The following is a 16,880-nucleotide window of genomic DNA, read 5'->3' on the forward strand; positions in this document are numbered from 1 at the left end:
GTGAACCTGTTATGGAAACGAATAAGAAAGTCATCTTCAGCGGCATCCAGCCCAGCGGCGCCCTCCATCTGGGCAACTATCTGGGAGCCCTGCGCAACTGGGTGGCCCTGCAGGACGAATATAACTGTGTCTACTGTGTGGTGGATGAGCACGCCATTACCGTGCGGCAGGACCCCGCCGCCCTCCGCCGCCAGACCATCGAGCTCTTTGCCCAGCTGGTGGCCTGCGGTATCGACCCGGAGAAGTCCATCCTGTTCATCCAGTCCCACGTGCCCGCCCATGCCGAGCTGGCCTGGGTGCTCAACTGCTACACCATGTTCGGCGAGCTGTCCCGCATGACCCAGTTCAAGGACAAGTCCGCCAAGCACGCCGACAACGTCAACGCCGGCCTGTTCACCTACCCCTCCCTGATGGCCGCTGATATCATGCTCTATCAGGCCGACCTGGTGCCGGTGGGGGAGGACCAGAAGCAGCACGTGGAGCTCACCCGCAACATTGTCCAGCGCTTCAACGGCATCTACGGCGATGTGTTCACCATGCCTGACGCCTATATCCCCAAGGTGGGCGCCCGGGTCATGAGCCTGAACCAGCCCGACAGCAAGATGAGCAAGTCCATCCCCGAGGGCTGCGTCTACCTGATGGACAGCCCCGACGATATTATGCGCAAGTTCAAGCGTGCGATCACCGACAGCGACACGGAAAACTGTGTCCGCTATGACCGTGCCAACAAGCCCGGCGTGGCCACCCTCATCGACATCTATGCCGCCGTTACCGGCAAGACCTATGAGCAGATCGAGGTGGAGTTTGAGGGCAAGGGCTACGGCGCCTTCAAGCCCGCTGTGGGTGAGGCCGTGGTGGAACTGCTCCGGCCTGTCCGGGAGGAGACGGTGCGCCTGCTGGGCGACAAGGCCTATCTGGAGGGCCTGTACCGCGCCGGCGCAGAGAAGGCCGCCTCGGTGGCCCAGCGGACCCTGCGTAAGGTCCATAAAAAAGTGGGCTTCATCCCCCGCTGAGAGATAAAGGAGCATCTTTCCTATGCCAATCAATTCCGAGCTTCCCCTGCTGGGGATGGTGGCGGCCGCTCTGGTGGTGGCCTTTCTGGTGGCGCTGATTGCCACGCCGGTGGTCAAGAGCCTGGCCTTTAAGGTGGGCGCGGTGGACGTACCCAAGGATAACCGCCGGATGCACGATCATCCTATTCCCCGGATGGGAGGCCTTGCCATTTTTCTGGGCTTCCTGCTCAGCGTACTGATTTTTCTGGATCTGAACGCCCAGATGCGGGGTATGCTGCTGGGCGCCACCATTATCGTGGTGCTGGGTATTTTTGACGATATCTACGCGCTGGGAGCCAAGCTGAAGTTTCTCATCCAGATTGGTGCCGCCCTGGTGGCGGTGCTCTCCGGCAACGTCATCGAGACCCTGTCCAACCCCAACGTCTTTTCCTCCAACCTGTACTGGGACCTGGGTTGGCTGTCCGTCCCGGTGACCGTGCTGTGGATTGTGGCCATCACCAATGCCGTCAACCTGATCGACGGCCTGGACGGCCTGGCCTGCGGTGTGTCTACCATCAGTTCCATGACGCTGCTGGTCATCGCCCTGGTGGTCAGCGAGGGGGACGTGGCCCTGCTTATGGCCGCTCTGGCCGGCGGCTGTATCGGCTTTCTGCCCTACAACATGAACCCCGCGAAGATCTTCATGGGAGACACCGGTTCCACCTTCCTGGGCTATATCCTGGCGGTGGTGTCGGTCAACGGCCTGTTCAAGTTCTATACCATTATCTCCTTTGCTGTGCCCTTCCTCATGCTGGGCCTGCCCATCTTTGACACCTGTTTTGCCTTCATCCGCCGCATTGCTCACGGCCAGAGTCCCATGCACGCCGACCGCAGCCACGTCCATCACCGACTTATCGACATGGGCTTCAACCAGAAGCAGGCGGTGGCGGTGCTCTATATCATCAGCGCCATTCTGGGCCTGTCCGCCGTGGTGCTCACCACCAGCGGCCCGGTGAAGGCCATGCTGCTGCTGATGGCCCTTTGCTTTGCCGGCGCCATTGCCGGACATATCTTCCTGAGCAATAACCGGAAGGATATGGAGAAGGGAAAAGCATCTGAGGAGCAGACGGAAGAAAGTCCGGAGGAGGAGCAGAAATGAAAGAGATCCGTGTTATGACCATCTTCGGCACCCGGCCGGAGGCCATTAAGATGGCTCCCCTGGTGCAGGAGCTCCAAAGCCGTCCGGGCATCACTTCCATCTGCTGCGTCACCGCCCAGCACCGCCAGATGCTGGACTCCGTGCTGGACATCTTCCATCTGAAGCCGGACTACGACCTGAATATCATGGAGCCCCGGCAGACCCTGTCCACCATTACTACCAAGTGTCTGCTGGGCATGGAGGAGGTGCTGGAGCAGGCCAAGCCCGACCTGGTACTGGTCCACGGCGATACCTCCACCACCTTTGCCGGCGCTCTGGCCGCCTTCTACCATCAGGTCAAGGTTGGCCATGTGGAGGCCGGCCTGCGGACCTGGGACAAGTACTCCCCCTTCCCGGAGGAGATGAACCGCAAGCTGGTGGGCGATATTGCCGACCTGCACTTCTGTCCCACTAGGAGCAACGTGGCCAATCTGGCCCGGGAGGACATCACCGGCGGGGTGTTTATCACCGGCAATACCGTTATCGACGCCCTTAAGACAACGGTTGTAAAGGATTATCACTTTGCGACTGAGCTGCTCAACCAGCTGGACTATGAGCATAAAAAGATCATTCTGGTCACCTGCCACCGGCGGGAGAATTACGGCCAGCCCATGGCCAATATTATGACCGCCCTCCGCCGGGTGGCGGAGTCCTTTGAGGATGTGGAACTGGTGTATCCGGTCCACCTGTCTCCCGTGGTGCGGGAGGCGGCGGCCAAGTACCTGTCCGGCCACCAGCGCATCCACCTCATCGATCCTCTGGATGTGGAGGAGATGCACAACCTGATGGCCCGGTCCTATTTGGTGATGACCGACTCCGGCGGCTTGCAGGAGGAGGCCCCGGCCCTGGCACGGCCTGTGCTTGTCCTGCGGCGGGAGACCGAGCGGCCCGAGGCCGTGGAGGCCGGTACCGTCAAGATCGCCGGTACTGAGGAGGAGACCATCTTCCGTATGGCTTCTGAGCTGCTGACCGACGAGAAGACCTACCATGAAATGGCCCACGCAGTCAACCCCTACGGCGACGGCTTTGCCTGCCGCAGAATTGTGGATGCTATCGAGTGGCAGTTCGGCCTGAGAAGTGATAAGCCGGAGCAGTTCGGCGTTTAAGTGAGTTCGCAAACGGATCAGATCCCTTGGTCGAGCCTGAGGAGGGAGCGGCATGGAACGGCGCAATCGGAATATTCTGGTGGTGCTCATCGGCATCGTCATTACCGTTGCCATGCTCTCCAGCTTTGGACTCGGCCTTTTTTCACCTGATACTGCCAAGATCCAACTGCCCACCCCGGCGGCCAGCCAGTCACAGGAGCCGGTGGAGGAGGAGGAGTACGTACGGGTGGAGATCACCACTGAGACGGTACAGTATGTGGTGGAGCACACCCTGACTCGGCCGGAGAGCTACGGACGAAGCGTGACCATTGAGGACTTCTGGGGGGATGGCCAGAGCGGCGTTACCCACGCTACCGTGTGGGTGGATGATGGCTGGACCCACACCACTGCCACGCTGCCCGGAGGTACCGTCCGCCATTCCATTGTAGGGGATGATCAGTTCTGGCTCTGGTACGAGGGGAATAGCCGGGTGCTTACCGGGGCGGCGGATGAGGACTCCGCCGATCTGGAAGGTCAGCGTATCCCCACCTATGAGGATGTGCTCAAGCTGAAGCAGTCGGATATTGCCGATGCCGGCTATGAGGATAAAGAGGGCGTCTCCTGCATCTTTGTGGAGACCGTGCCTGACAGTCAGGGTTATGTAGAGCGATACTGGATCTCCACGGACAGCGGCTTGCTCTCCTGTGCGGAAACCAGGCTGGAAGGTCAGCTGATTTATCGGATGAGCGCCTTTTCGGTGGACCGGCCCGTGCCGGAAAACGCATCCTTTGTGCTGCCCGATGGCACGGTGCTCCACGACCCGAGTTAATTGAGTCCCAACAGTAACACCAGAGCCAGGGTGATGACCAGCTCCATATCGTCGCCCTCCAGAAAGAGAAAGAGAAGGATGAGCAGAAGCAGCACATCCCCGGTGTCCAGACTGTCCAGCTTCAGGCTTTTCAGCAGCTCACCCAGCGCGCCCGCTTTCTTTTTGCCCCCCGCCTTTGGGGGGCGCTTCTCTTCCCGGGGCGGGGGAGAGGGGGCATCCTCCTGGGGTATCCTGGTATAGGAGGTGCCGTTGGGGATGTAGCGGTTATACATCGTCCTCCTCCTCTCCGCGGTCACGGAACATCCGCAGCGCTGTCCGGATCACCCGGGTAAGCCGGACGATGCGGACGGCCTGATCCATCTTTTCCTGCCGCTCCGGCTTGAGAAAGGGCTTGAGTGCGGCCAACAGGGCAGTCTTTTTATCGTCCTGGGCGGAATACTCCGACAAAAGCCCCATCCCCATCCGCAGCAGCCTGGGGTCCAGCCCGTCCAGGGCGGACAGGGGGGAGGGAGTGTCGCTCTCTGCCGGCGGCTGGTCGGCCGGTTCAGACTCCGGTTCTGCCGCGGGCTGTTCGGATGCCTGCTCCTCCTGCTTGCCCGAGAGGGACTGGGCCAGGGACATGATCTGTTCCATGGCTTGGGGATTGCCCAGGATCTGGTTGAGTTGTTCTTCCAACTGGGCCACGGGCCATCCCTCCTTGTCGTAAAATCAGTCCTGTTTGGGAGCGGTTTGATTGAGACGTTCCACCAGTTTGGCGCCCTCCGGGTTCTGCATCACCTGGCGCACCATGGCCAGCAGATCCTTGGTATCCCCCAGAGCGGCGGAAGCTGCGGCGGTTTTCAGCTTGCCGCCGGCATTTTGATTGAGCAATTCCATCAGCCGCTGGGCGTCCGGGGAGTGGATCACCTGCTCCAGCAGGGCCCGGTTGTGCTCCAGGGCGGCGGTGGGATCGGTTTTGTTCTGACCCATATCATCAACTCCATCCCTAATATATAGTGGCGTTCACTTCATTATATGTACCGCCCTTGAGAAGGTGATTGTATGAAACTGCTGATTTTTTCTGATTCCCATGGCAATGTGGCCAATATGGAGGATGTGGTGCGGCTGGAGAGTCCTGATCGCATCCTCCACCTGGGGGATTTGGCCCGGGACGCCGAGGACCTGGCCGCCAAGTTCCCCAACATCCCGGTAACCTACGTCCCCGGCAACTGCGACGGACGACGGCCCGACCTGCCGGAGGAGCGGGTTTTTACCCTGGAGGGCTGTAAGATTCTGATGACCCACGGCCACATCTACCATGTGAAGATGGGTATGGGAATGGCGGTGCGGGCGGCCAGGGAAGCAGGGGCCCATCTGCTGTGCTTTGGCCACACCCATGAGGCCTTCTGCGAGTTTGAAAACGGGATGTGGATCGTGAATCCCGGTTCGGTTGGTACCTTTGGACCTCACACCTACGCTGTGGCTGTCCTGGAGGATGGCGGCGCGGTGTGTTACCTCAGTCATTTATAAGAGAAGGGAAGGATGGCTATGCTGCTTGCGGTGGACGTGGGCAACACCAATATGGTGTTCGGCATTTATGAGGGGGCGGAGCTAAAGGGCAGCTTCCGCACCATGACGGACAGCGACCGCACCTCTGATGAGCTGGGGCTGCTGGTGTGCCAGTATTTCCAGCGCTTTGGCCTGGAGCTGGACCAGATCGAGGATGTGGTGATCGGCTCGGTGGTGCCCCAGGTGATGCACACCCTTACCAACGCCATGAAAAAGTATGTGGGCAAGACCCCTCTGGTGTTGGATGACGGACTGGACCCCCGGCTTCCCTATGTGCCCTGTGCCAGTGAGGAGCGGCTGGGGCCAGACCGGGCGGCGGCCGACATCGCTGCCATGGCCAAATACGGGAAACCTCTGATTGTGCTGGACTTCGGCACCGCCACTACCCTGGACGCGGTGAGTCGGGACGGGGTGTACCTGGGCGGCTGTATCACCGCCGGGGTACGGGTATCTATCGACGGGTTGTTCCAAAAGACTGCCCTGCTGCCCCGGGTGGAGCTGGTGAAACCGGCCACCGTGCTGGGTACCACCGCCGTGGGCCAGATCCAGGCAGGAGCGGTGATGGGCTATATCGGAGCCATCGAGTACCTGATTCGCCAGGCCAAGAAGGAGATCGGCGAGCCGGACGTGAAAGTGATCGCCACCGGCGGGCTGGCCCGGATGGTGGCGGATAACACCGGCCTGATCGATGTGGTGGACCCCCAGCTGGTGTTGGACGGTCTGCGGATCATCTATGAGCGGGAAAAGAAACACTAAGAAAAAGCGGTAGGCATTGCATTGCAGTGCCTACCGCTTTTTTAAAAAAAGGCGTGCCGCAGTCTGCGGCACGCCAAATGTGAGGCCTTGATTCAGTTCATCTGCTTGCGGCGGGACAGGTTGATGGTGCCGTCCTGCATGGAATCCACGTCATCCAGGCTCTTGCCGGTACCGTAGGCCACGCAGGAGATGGCGTCGTCGGCCACATGGGTTTCGATGCCGGTATGAGACTCGATCAGCTTGTCGAAGCCCCAGACCAGGGAGCCGCCGCCGGTCATGACAATACCGTTGGTGGAGATATCGGCCACCAGCTCGGGGGGGGTGCGCTCCAGCACGCCGTGGATGGCCTCCAGGATGCGGGTGGAGACCTCCTCGAAGGCCTCGATCATCTCGATGGAGGACACGGAAAACACACGGGGCAGGCCGGTCATCAGGCAGCGGCCCTTAATCTCCACAGTCTGCTCCTCGGGGCGGGGGAACACACAGCCGATCTGCATCTTCAGCTCCTCGGCGGTGCGCTCGCCGATGAGCACATTGTGCTTGCGGCGGATATACTTGACGATGGCCTCGTCGAACTGGTCTCCGGCAATCTTGATGGAGGTGGACTCCACAATGCCGGACAGGGAGATGACGGCAATATCGGTGGTGCCGCCGCCGATGTCCACGATCATGTGGCCGTCGGGCTTGGCGATGTCGATACCGGCGCCGATGGCAGCGGCCACGGGCTCCTCAATGAGGTACACCCGGCGGGCGCCGGCCTGGATGCCGGCGTCAATGACGGCACGCTCCTCCACCTCGGTGATGCCGGAGGGAACGCAGATAACAATGCGGGGCTTGAACAGCCGGAAGGAGGTCACCTTACGGATGAACTCCTTGAGCATCCGCTCGGTCATGTCGTAGTCGGAGATGACGCCCTCCCGCAGGGGACGGATGGCCACGATGTTGCCGGGGGTACGGCCCAGCATCTGCTGAGCCTCGGTGCCCACTTTGAGCAGCTTGCCCGTATTTTTGTCAATAGCCACCACGGAGGGCTCCCGCAGGACTACGCCCTTGCCCTTTACATAGACCAGGATAGAAGCAGTACCCAGGTCGATACCGATATCTTTACTGAACATACCTGCACCTCGACGTTTTACTCTGTATGATGAATGGTGATGACTGACCAGAAAGCCAACTCAGTCAAACAAGACTGGATGCAATGCCCCAGTCTGAATCCTCTATATTATACAGAAGTATGCCCGCCATTTCAACGTAAATTTCCGCTAATTTTCTGAATTTTCCCGGCAGATGACCGGTCAGTCCGCCTATCTGGCCCGGGCCAGGGCGGCGCACACCACATCCTCTGCCCCCATGGTACGCAGGGTGCGGGCGCATTCGGACAGGGTGGAACCGGTGGTTACCACATCGTCAATGAGCAGGACCCGCTTTCCCGCCACCAGCTCCGGGTCCACCGGGGTATAGGCGCCCAGTACATTGGCCCGGCGCTGGGCATCCTCGGTGATGCCGGACTGGGGATCGGTATTCCGCTCCTTCCGCAGGGTCTCCACCGCCACATCTCCCAGCTCCAGAGCGGCGGCGCTGGCCAGCAGGAAGGCCTGATCATAGCCACGCTCCCTCTTTCGCCGGTCGGAGAGAGGCACCCAGGTGATGAGATCGTACCGACCGTCCAAATGATCATGGACACACTGGGCCACCAATTTGCCGTATACTTTATGATAACCACGGCGTCCTTTGAATTTGTACCGGTGGATGGAATCCCGTACCTTGTCCTGATAGCGCAGCGGCGCGGTGCACAGGGAGAAAAATTCCCCTGTCAGTTCCGCTTCGCCGTCGGTGAGCCAGGGCAGTTCCCGCTGGCAGCGCCGGCAGAAGCCGCTTTTACCGGAGTCCAGCACCTTCCCGCAGAACACACACTTGGGCGGGAAGAGCAGGTCCAGCACAAAGCCCAGCGGCCCGCTCATTTTGATGCCTCCGCCGGAATCGGCCCGTGCTCCTTTTCAAATTCCCGGATGCAGCTTTGGATCAGATAATGCGCCTGTCCATTGATGGTTCTGCCCTCATAAGATGCGATGTACCGCAATTTCTGATGGATCTCAGGCGTGACCCGTAAGCCAATGTGTTTGACTTCTTTTCCCATGTCTTTCACACCTCCATCCTGCTTTGCGTGCGATTGCACGCATCCTGGATATATAGTATGAAAATTTGGGTGGAATATGGGGGAGTGCACAAAATTGCACGCACAAAATTCTGTAAAAGATTTCGCCCTGCGGGGCGAGTGCCTTTCTGTACGGACAGAAAGGCACCAAAGAACCGTCAAAGGGGAGAGGGATTTCGATTTCCCTCTCCCCTTTGAAATCCTCTCCCCTTAAAACGACCAATCAGGGGGGAGACTGCGGTCTCCCCCCTATTGGATGTACCCCCCTCTGGGGACGGGGCGCTGGAGCGCGGCGGGTCGTTTGGCGGGCGGGGATAGCCCCCGCCCCTACGCTCTACTTTCGGACCTCTTTGTAGGGACGGCCTTTATGGCCGCCTGAAAGGCTTAATCTCCGGTGCTCTTCTGAAAATGGTCGCACCAGGGCCGCAGGGTACAGTTTTGGCAGTCAGGCCGCCGGGCCACGCACACCGCCCGGCCGTGAAGCACCATCCGATGGCAGAAGTCGCTGGACTCCTCCGGCGGCAGGATCTTGCGCAGCTGCATTTCGGTTTTTGCCGGGTCCTTGGTGCCGTCGGTGAGACCCAGAAGGCCGGTGATACGGATACAGTGGGTGTCCGCCACCACCACGCCGGGGGTCTTGTACACGTCGCCCAGGATCAGGTTGGCGGTCTTGCGGCCCACGCCGGGCAGCTTCAGCAGGTCCTCCATATTGTCGGGCACTACGCCGCCGTACACATCCACCAGCATCCGGGCGGCGGCCACGATATCCCGGGCCTTGGCCCGGAAGAAGCCGGTGGAGTGGATGTAGGTCTCCACCTCGCTGACGTCGGCCTCCGCCAGAGACTCCAGGGTGGGGAAGCGGGCGTACAGGGCGGGCGTGACCATATTGACCCGCTCATCGGTGCACTGGGCAGCCAGACGGACGGCGAAGAGCAGCTCATAGGGCTTGGGATATTGCAGGGAACACAGGGCGTCGGGGTAGAGGCGCTTGAGCTCCTCCACAATGGCAATGACATCCTGATGGTCTTTCATAGGATCACCTCGTTAGACAATATAACACACAACGCAGCAAAAAACGAGAGGGTTTTTCCTATGGTGACGATTGTAATTTTGGGAATCATCCGGTATAATGAGTTAAATCGCTAAAATTTTGAAAGGTGGCGACAGACATTGGTCAAGGATATCATGGAGTTTCTTACCGCCCAGGACCCGGAGGTAGGTCAGGCCGTTGAGGCGGAGTACGCCCGGCAGCAGCGCAACATTGAGCTCATCGCCTCTGAGAACTTCGTCAGCCAGGCGGTGCTGGCCGCGGCGGGCACGGTGCTCACCAATAAATATGCTGAGGGCTATCCCGGCAAGCGGTACTACGGCGGCTGCCAGTGCGTGGACGTGGTGGAGGAGATCGCCCGCAAGCGGGCCTGCCAGCTCTTCGGAGCCGACCACGCCAATGTGCAGCCCCACTGCGGCGCCAACGCCAATTTCGCGGTCTATCAGGCTCTGTGCGAGCACGGCGACACCGTGCTGGGCATGGATCTGGCCAACGGCGGCCACCTGACCCACGGCTCTCCCGTCAACTTCTCCGGCAAGAACTACAACATGGTGGCCTATGGGGTCAACGAGCAGGGGCGCATCGACTACGACCAGGTCCGGGATCTGGCCAAGAAGCATCAGCCCAAGATGATCCTGGCTGGCGCTTCCGCCTACCCCCGCGTCATCGACTTCAAGACCTTTGCCGACATCGCCCATGAGGTGGGAGCCTACCTCTTCGTGGATATGGCCCACATCGCTGGTCTGGTGGCCGCCGGGCTCCATCCCAACCCGGTGCCCTACGCCGACGTGGTGACCACCACCACCCATAAGACCCTCCGGGGTCCCCGGGGCGGCATGATCCTCTGTAAGGAGGAGCTGGCCAAGAAGATCGACTCCGCCATTTTCCCCGGCAGCCAGGGCGGCCCTCTGGAACACATCATCGCCGCCAAGGCGGTGGCTCTGGGCGAGGCCCTCAAGCCTGAGTTTAAGACCTACCAGCAGCAGATCGTGAAGAACGCCGCCGCTCTGGCGGACTCCCTGCTGAAGGAGGGCTTCGACTTGGTGAGCGGCGGCACCGACAACCACCTGATGCTGGTGGACCTGCGGCCCGCCCACCTCACCGGCAAGGAGATGGAGCACCGCCTGGACGAGGTCAACATCACCGTCAACAAGAACGCCATCCCCAATGACCCCGAGAAGCCCTTCGTCACCTCCGGTATCCGGGTGGGTACTCCCGCCGCCACCAGCCGGGGCTTTGTGGAGGAGGATATGAAGGTCATTGCCCAGGTCATGTGGCAGACCGCTACCAACTTCGAGGGCAACCAGGAGAACCTGCGTGCCCAGGTGGCGCAGCTCACTGCCAAGTACCCCCTGTACGAATAAGCACTATTTACAAGGCCGCCTTCGGGCGGCCTTGTTGCGTTTCTCCTTATTTCTGCTTGACAGTTCAATTGCTATGTGGTAAATTTATCACAAGATAAGCGAAATACATCACATAAAAGAGGAGGGAATGAGATGCGGACCAAACGATGGTATGGACTGATCGGCTTACTGTCTCTGCTGGGTTTTGTGGGGGTATTTACACCGGAGCGAGCCTTCCTGGGCTTCTTTGCGTTTGCGGTGGACTTCCAGTATTTTTTCATCCGGGCGGATGAAATGGAGACAGGACGCATTCAGCGCTCCGCCGCCCTGGGCTTTTTTGCGGGCATGACGGTTTCTGTAGCGGCAGCCCTTGGGTGTTTACTGCTGGGGGATAGCTCTAAAGAAGGGCTGTATCCGGCCTTTGCCCTGGGCTGGGGCGTGGCGGTTGCGGTATACGCCTTGTCCGACTTCTGGAGCAGTTGTAAGGAATGGTGGTATACCCGGTCATGATATACAATCGGATCAAGGAGCACCGGGCCCGGCTGGAACTCAGTCAGGAGGAGCTGGCCAAAAGGGTGGGGGTCCGGCGGGAAACCATCAGCAATCTGGAAAAGGGAAAGTATAATCCCTCTCTGGTACTGGCCTGGAATATCGCCAAGGTATTCGGTGTGTCCATTGAAAAGGTCTTTACCGTCACAGAGGAATAGGGGCATTTTCTCTTTACGGTCAATCGAACGTGTGTTAGAATGGAGCGGAAGAAATTCCGCTCCATTCTGCTTTATAATGTTGTTTCTAAAATTTTTATAAAAATCCTGTCACAAATGCCCCGGCTGGAGGGTTTTTGTAGTAGAATAAGATCAGAGACGTCCAAGCAGAAAGGAAGGTCATGATCATGAAACGAATTGCATCTCTGGCCCTTTCCCTGGTATTGCTGCTGGGCTGCCTGCCCGCTGCCATGGCGGTGGAGGACGGCCCCTCTCCCTGGGCGGAAGAGGAGGTGAGCCGTGCGGTGGAGGTTGGCCTGGTGCCCCAGTCCCTTCAGGAGGATTGGCAGCAGCCTATGACCCGAGGCGAGTTTGCCATGATGGTCATCCGCTATCTGGCCGTGACCTATGGCCGAACCGATGAGCAGCTGGTCAACGACTATATGACCTACTGCCCCGACCGCAACGGCGAATTCTGGGGGGAGGAGGACTTCGGCGACGGGCTGACCTGGTGGCAGCGGTTCTCCGATGAGAAGAGCGGCTCCTGCTTCACAGATCTGCCCACGGGAGAGCAGCGAGGCTATATCCAGTCTGCTTACCACATGGGCCTGGTCAACGGCAAGGGGGACGGCACCCTCTATGACCCGGAGGGTACCATTACCCGGCAGGAGGCGGCCTGTCTGTTGGCCCGGGTCTATCAGAAGCTGGACCCGGAGGACCACCGGATTGCGCTGTACAGCGGCTATACCGACTATAGCGAAATGGCCACCTGGGCCATAGACAGCATTGCTTCTGTGGTGGGACTGGACATCATGGGAAGCACCTCTGCTTCCGCGCTGACCTTTGACCCGCTGGGCACCTACAGCCGGGAGCAGGCGGCAGTTACCTTCCTGCGGCTGTATGAGGACGCCCCGGTGAGTGCCGCCAAGGGCAACGTGATCAAGCTGGAGGAGGCGGCCTATCAGCAGGAGCTGTGGGAGGTGTTCCACAAGGGTGACCCCGGCACCAACATCCCGGAGTTCCAGGCAGATACGCCCTGGGGCACCGTCCTGGCCATCCGCCACCGGAACATGATGCATTTTTCCGAGGAACTGCTGGTTATTTACCGGGATGGACGGGTGCAGGTGCTGTCGGCGGCCAAGATGGGCTCTGACTGGTCGGTGAACGACAGCCAGGACACGTTTTCTTACACAGTAGACGGGGTGCAGTACCAGCTGGACCTGACAACCAGGCAGGTGACCCCGCGCTCCGGGAGCTGAAACATCCCGTGGGATGGGAATTTTCCCGCCCCGTTCCCTTTACGAATACTCGAACGCGTGTTAGAATGGAGCGGAAGTAATTCCGCTCCATTCTGCTTGGACTGAGGAAGGAACCTCCGGGGTTAAGGTTTCGGAGGGAAAGATAGTGTGAAAGAAAACCGTCAGGGTTGTCTTTCGCGTTCAGTCAAATACATTTTGAACCTTTGTGAAAGGTTCAAAATGGCATGGAGCGGAAGTAATTCCGCTCCATTCTGCTTTTAAGGGAGGTCGTTCCCATGACATACCGGCCTTTGGCGGACGAGATCCGGCCCCAGTCTCTGGACGAGGTGGTGGGCCAGCGCCACATATTGGGGGAGGGAGGGCTGCTCCGCCGCATCATTGAGGGAGGCAACATCCCCAATCTGGTGTTTTACGGCCCATCGGGCACCGGCAAGACCACGGTGGCCAACATCATCGCCAAGCGCACCAACCGGCCCCTCCACCGGCTCAACGCCACCACCGCCTCCATCTCCGACATCAAGGAGATCATGGCTCAGATCGGCACCATGCTGGCCCCCGACGGGGTGCTGCTCTATCTGGACGAGATCCAGTATTTTAACAAGAAGCAGCAGCAGTCCCTGCTGGAGTTCATGGAGAACGGCAAGATCACCCTCATCGCCTCCACCACTGAGAATCCTTACTTCTATGTCTACAACGCGGTGCTCAGCCGCTCCAGCGTCTTTGAATTCAAGCCCCTCACCGCCGCCGATGTGCTGCCCGCCGTGGAGCGGGGCATCCGACTCATGGGGGAGCGGCTGGAGGGCGAGGTAGTTTGCGAGGAGGGCGTGAAGGAGCATATCGCCTCCGCCTGCGGCGGGGACGTGCGCAAGGCCATGAACGCGGTGGAGCTGCTCCTCAACTCCGCCAAGCGGGAGCAAGGAAAGCTCCTTGTCACTTTGGCCGATGCCCAGACAGTGGCCCAGCGCTCTGCCATGCGTTACGACAGGGAGGGAGATGACCACTACGACATCGCCTCCGCCCTGATGAAGTCCCTCCGGGGCTCCGACCCGGATGCCGCCTGCCACTATCTGGCCCGCCTGCTGGAGGCGGGGGACCTGATCACCGCCATCCGGCGGCTGCTGTGCTCGGCCAGTGAGGACGTGGGCATGGCCTATCCCCAGGCGGCCCTCATCGTTAAGGCTCTGGTGGACAACGCCCTCCAGCTGGGTCTGCCTGAGGCACGGCTGCCGTTGGCCCAAGCGGCCATCCTGCTGGCCACCGCCCCCAAATCTAACTCGGTGTACAAGGCTATTGCCGCTGCCCAGGCTGACATCCGCAAGGGCAAGACGGGGGACTATCCCCGGCACCTCCAGAACGTCCACGCCGATTCGGCGGGGATGGAGCGGGAGCAGGGGTACCTCTACCCCCACGATTTCCCCAACCACTGGGTGAAACAGCAGTACCTGCCCGACGCCCTGGCGGGCAGTCACTATTATCAGTACGGAGACAACAAGGTGGAACAGGCTGCCAAACGGTACTGGGACGCCATCATGGGGGACAAACCCTAAATCGGGTTGTCCGCATAAACCGCCGCTCTGCCGCATATAGATAGCCCACACTCATACAGAAGGGATGCGGGCCGGCATGAGAGAGCAGCGAAGCAGGGTTGCCAGCAGAAGAACGGGACAAAAGAAGGGAAAAACAGTGCTGGGCCCACGGGAGAGGCGGCGGATCACCCAGCTGGTGGTCTGTCTGGCACTGTTTTTGGCGGTATTCATTGGAAAAGGGATCTTCCCGGAGCGGATCGCCGACCTGCGGGAGCAGGTGCTGGGCCTGCTGCGGGGGGACACGGATTTTCAGGCGGTCTTTGCCGACCTGGGCCAGTCTATCTCCAAGGGAGAGCCGATGTTGGATACCCTGGGGGATGCCTGGAGCCAGATGCTGGGCAGGGAGGAGGCCAAGCCCAGCGGGGCGGCGGGGGAGAACGCCCTCTATGCTGCCCAGGCTGCCTGGCTCAGCGGCTTTGGCCGTCAGGAAGGCACCGGGACCCTGGGGCTGAAGATTGACCCCCAGGCTACCCCGGCGGTGGCCGCCACACCGGCGCCCCAGCCGGAGGTCACCCCAGAGCCAACTCCCACTCCTGAACCGGCGGTGGAGCACGTGGACTACACCGGTCCCGCTCTGCCGGACAACACCTCCATGGATAAGTACCAGCTGGATGTGGGGGAGACAGTGAGCCCAGTGATGGGGGTGCTCACCTCACCCTTTGGATGGCGGGAGCACCCGGTGGACGGGGAGGAGAAGTTCCACAACGGGGTGGATCTGGCAGTGAACACCGGCACCCAGGTCAAGGCCTTTGCCGATGGGGTGGTAGACTATATCGGCGATGACCCCGATCAGTACGGCCTCTACCTCCAGATCAGCCACGCCAACGGGGTGAAAAGCTTTTACGCCCATTGCAGCCAGCTGCTGGTCAGTCAGGGCCAGACGGTGAAGGCGGGGGACACGGTGGCTCTGTCCGGCGACACCGGCAACACCACCGGACCCCATTTGCATCTGGAGCTGAGGTTCAACGGGGTGCGGATCAATCCCATCTACTATATTGAGACCAACTGAATGAGATGGGGGCGTGTGGAGATCACGGCAGGGGCCCTGCTGCTGTGGGCCCTGCTGTACTATCTGGACAGCGGGGGGGTGGTGCCCCAGGCTTTGGCGGCCTGCGCCCTCCATGAGCTGGGCCATTATGCCGCCATCCGGCTGCTGGGAGGCAGAGTGGCCCGGCTGAAACTCTCCTGCGTGGGGGCGGAGATGGCCCTGTCTGCACGCTGTCCCCTGGGCCCCGCCCGGGAGCTGGCGGCCGCCCTGGCTGGACCGGCGGTCAATCTGCTGTGCGCCTGGATCTGTTCAGGACTGGGGGAGGCCTGGTGGTGCTTTACCGGCCTTCATCTGGCTCTGGGCCTGTTTAATCTGCTGCCGGTGGGGCCGCTGGACGGAGGCCGGGCGCTGAGCTGCCTGCTGACCCTGGCGGGCAGGGAGGACTGGGCACAGCCGGTGGTGGGCCTGCTTTCCGTTGGGCTGTCCATGGGCCTGACTATGGGGGCTCTGCTGCTGTGGCGGGTAGGGGAGGGCAACCTGACCTTGCTGCTGGTTGCTCTGTGGCTGTCCGCCATCCCGCTGCGGAAAACCAAGAAAAAATGAAAAATCTGCTTGCAATTTGTGGTGGGGCATGGTATACTATCTCGGACTCAATAAAGGGCGGTCCTCTGCGGCTGCTGTCCAGAGAAGGACGGCGGGAATATGGCCGGTAAGAACGCCTATCAACAGGAGGAAAATCAAATGGATCTTATGCAGGCTTTCAGCGCCAAGTATCAGAAGGCTGAGCCCCCCGTGGCCAATGTGGGCGACACCGTCCGTGTGCACGTGCACATCAAGGAAGGCAACCGCGAGCGTATCCAGGTCTTTGAGGGCACCGTGATCGCCAAGAAGCACGGCGGCATCGAGGAGACCATCACTGTTCGCCGCGTGTCCTACGGCGTTGGTGTGGAGAAGGTGTTCCCCATCCACGCTCCCGCTGTGGACAAGATCGAGATCGTCCGCAAGGGTAAGGTGCGCCGCGCCAAGCTGTATTATCTGCGTGACCGCGTGGGTAAGAGCGCCAAGGTTAAGGAGCGCGTCTAATCGCATTGGATTTGTCCGAAAAAGGAGAGAGGCAGCTGCCTCTCTCTTTTTTTATGTCTAAAAGTGGTTAGAATATGCAAACTATTTGCCATCTTGCACAAAAATGCATTTCTAAATTGAGAACGACGAAGTTTGATATTCTTGTTTTGGTTATAATTTATAAAGAAACTGAAATATTTTTAAGATTTTTAAATGGTTTCAGACAGAATAGAGGGATACAGAGACATAAATGGACTTTTGAAAAACCGTCTTGCAAAAGAAAATGCTTCATGGTACGCTACAGGCAAGAGCAAGAGGAAAGGAGGA

21 protein-coding genes are annotated in these 16,880 nt (G+C 59.8%); 14 read left to right on the forward strand and 7 right to left on the reverse strand.

From position 1 onward, the window contains the following. Positions 1-11: 11 nt before the first annotated feature. Genes trpS through B5G40_RS02185 form a run of 4 tightly spaced genes read left to right on the forward strand, consistent with a single transcriptional unit; the run spans position 12 to position 4,104 of the window. Positions 12-1,013 (forward strand): tryptophan--tRNA ligase, encoded by a 1,002-nt coding sequence (trpS, locus tag B5G40_RS02170; RefSeq protein WP_087187872.1) that lies wholly within the window; start codon positions 12-14, stop codon positions 1,011-1,013. A gap of 22 nt (positions 1,014-1,035) precedes the next feature. After that, the gene (locus tag B5G40_RS02175) at positions 1,036-2,151 is read left to right on the forward strand and encodes an MraY family glycosyltransferase (RefSeq protein WP_087326956.1); all 1,116 of its coding nucleotides are present in this window, start codon (positions 1,036-1,038) and stop codon (positions 2,149-2,151) included. Beyond that, the gene (wecB, locus tag B5G40_RS02180; RefSeq protein WP_087326958.1) at positions 2,148-3,296 is read left to right on the forward strand and encodes a non-hydrolyzing UDP-N-acetylglucosamine 2-epimerase; all 1,149 of its coding nucleotides are present in this window, start codon (positions 2,148-2,150) and stop codon (positions 3,294-3,296) included. The genes B5G40_RS02175 and wecB overlap by 4 nt, the downstream gene beginning before the upstream one ends. Positions 3,297-3,348: 52 nt before the next feature. Next, entirely contained in the window at positions 3,349-4,104 is a 756-nt protein-coding gene (locus tag B5G40_RS02185) for a hypothetical protein (protein WP_087326961.1), read from the forward strand. On the opposite strand, the gene B5G40_RS02190 is transcribed toward B5G40_RS02185, so the two are convergent. From B5G40_RS02190 to B5G40_RS02200, 3 genes are read right to left on the reverse strand one after another with little or no spacing between them, the layout of a single operon-like run. Next, positions 4,101-4,376 carry a hypothetical protein gene (locus B5G40_RS02190; RefSeq protein ID WP_087187876.1) on the reverse strand — a complete coding sequence of 92 codons (276 nt, stop codon included), beginning with the start codon at positions 4,374-4,376 and terminating at the stop codon, positions 4,101-4,103. The two genes, B5G40_RS02185 and B5G40_RS02190, sit on opposite strands and share 4 nt — an antisense overlap. Next, the gene (locus tag B5G40_RS02195; protein WP_087326964.1) at positions 4,369-4,788 is read right to left on the reverse strand and encodes a hypothetical protein; all 420 of its coding nucleotides are present in this window, start codon (positions 4,786-4,788) and stop codon (positions 4,369-4,371) included. The genes B5G40_RS02190 and B5G40_RS02195 overlap by 8 nt, the downstream gene beginning before the upstream one ends. 24 nt (positions 4,789-4,812) lie before the next feature. Further along, the gene (locus B5G40_RS02200) at positions 4,813-5,073 is read right to left on the reverse strand and encodes a hypothetical protein (protein WP_087187878.1); all 261 of its coding nucleotides are present in this window, start codon (positions 5,071-5,073) and stop codon (positions 4,813-4,815) included. Between the two features lie 72 nt (positions 5,074-5,145). Here B5G40_RS02200 and B5G40_RS02205 point away from each other — a divergent pair, with 72 nt between their 5' ends. Both B5G40_RS02205 and B5G40_RS02210 read left to right on the forward strand, forming a co-directional pair. After that, positions 5,146-5,613, forward strand: coding sequence for a metallophosphoesterase family protein (locus B5G40_RS02205; RefSeq protein WP_087326967.1), 468 nt, complete (start codon positions 5,146-5,148; stop codon positions 5,611-5,613). 12 nt (positions 5,614-5,625) lie between these two features. Next, positions 5,626-6,408 carry a type III pantothenate kinase gene (locus B5G40_RS02210; RefSeq protein ID WP_242959139.1) on the forward strand — a complete coding sequence of 261 codons (783 nt, stop codon included), beginning with the start codon at positions 5,626-5,628 and terminating at the stop codon, positions 6,406-6,408. A gap of 92 nt (positions 6,409-6,500) precedes the next feature. On the opposite strand, the gene mreB is transcribed toward B5G40_RS02210, so the two are convergent. From mreB to nth, 4 genes are all read right to left on the reverse strand, one after another. Then, positions 6,501-7,523 carry a rod shape-determining protein gene (gene mreB, locus B5G40_RS02215; RefSeq protein WP_087398609.1) on the reverse strand — a complete coding sequence of 341 codons (1,023 nt, stop codon included), beginning with the start codon at positions 7,521-7,523 and terminating at the stop codon, positions 6,501-6,503. A gap of 189 nt (positions 7,524-7,712) precedes the next feature. Beyond that, positions 7,713-8,369: a ComF family protein gene (locus tag B5G40_RS02220; protein ID WP_087398610.1), complete on the reverse strand. Its 657-nt coding sequence runs from the start codon at positions 8,367-8,369 to the stop codon at positions 7,713-7,715. Further along, complete coding sequence (locus B5G40_RS02225; protein ID WP_087398611.1) at positions 8,366-8,545, reverse strand: hypothetical protein; 180 nt, start codon at positions 8,543-8,545, stop codon at positions 8,366-8,368. The genes B5G40_RS02220 and B5G40_RS02225 overlap by 4 nt, the downstream gene beginning before the upstream one ends. Positions 8,546-8,947: 402 nt before the next feature. Continuing rightward, positions 8,948-9,595, reverse strand: coding sequence for an endonuclease III (gene nth, locus B5G40_RS02230; RefSeq protein ID WP_087398612.1), 648 nt, complete (start codon positions 9,593-9,595; stop codon positions 8,948-8,950). Positions 9,596-9,733: 138 nt separating this feature from the next. On the opposite strand from nth, the gene glyA reads away from it, so the two are divergent. The 8 genes from glyA (at position 9,734) to rplS (ending at position 16,574) form a co-directional block, all read left to right on the forward strand. After that, a complete protein-coding gene (glyA, locus tag B5G40_RS02235) occupies positions 9,734-10,975 on the forward strand; it encodes a serine hydroxymethyltransferase (RefSeq protein ID WP_087398613.1) in 1,242 nt (413 codons plus the stop codon). A 132-nt stretch (positions 10,976-11,107) separates the two neighbouring features. Continuing rightward, a complete protein-coding gene (locus B5G40_RS02240) occupies positions 11,108-11,464 on the forward strand; it encodes a DUF3796 domain-containing protein (RefSeq protein ID WP_087398614.1) in 357 nt (118 codons plus the stop codon). Beyond that, positions 11,461-11,661, forward strand: coding sequence for a helix-turn-helix transcriptional regulator (locus B5G40_RS02245; protein WP_087187963.1), 201 nt, complete (start codon positions 11,461-11,463; stop codon positions 11,659-11,661). Before B5G40_RS02240 ends, B5G40_RS02245 begins: the two co-directional genes overlap by 4 nt. Before the next feature lie 185 nt (positions 11,662-11,846). Next, entirely contained in the window at positions 11,847-12,917 is a 1,071-nt protein-coding gene (locus B5G40_RS02250; RefSeq protein ID WP_206407199.1) for an S-layer homology domain-containing protein, read from the forward strand. A 275-nt stretch (positions 12,918-13,192) separates the two neighbouring features. After that, positions 13,193-14,464, forward strand: coding sequence for a replication-associated recombination protein A (locus B5G40_RS02255; protein ID WP_087398616.1), 1,272 nt, complete (start codon positions 13,193-13,195; stop codon positions 14,462-14,464). Between the two features lie 136 nt (positions 14,465-14,600). Further along, positions 14,601-15,512: a M23 family metallopeptidase gene (locus tag B5G40_RS02260; protein WP_242959140.1), complete on the forward strand. Its 912-nt coding sequence runs from the start codon at positions 14,601-14,603 to the stop codon at positions 15,510-15,512. Positions 15,513-15,527: 15 nt separating this feature from the next. Next, on the forward strand, positions 15,528-16,094 hold the full coding sequence (locus tag B5G40_RS02265; RefSeq protein ID WP_242959141.1) for a site-2 protease family protein: 567 nt from the start codon (positions 15,528-15,530) through the stop codon (positions 16,092-16,094). Positions 16,095-16,232: 138 nt separating this feature from the next. After that, the gene (gene rplS / locus B5G40_RS02270; RefSeq protein ID WP_087398721.1) at positions 16,233-16,574 is read left to right on the forward strand and encodes a 50S ribosomal protein L19; all 342 of its coding nucleotides are present in this window, start codon (positions 16,233-16,235) and stop codon (positions 16,572-16,574) included. Positions 16,575-16,880 lie beyond the last annotated feature (306 nt).

It is taken from the genome of Flavonifractor sp. An9, assembly GCF_002161245.1.
GTDB classification, from domain to species: Bacteria; Bacillota; Clostridia; order Oscillospirales; family Oscillospiraceae; genus Flavonifractor; species Flavonifractor avicola.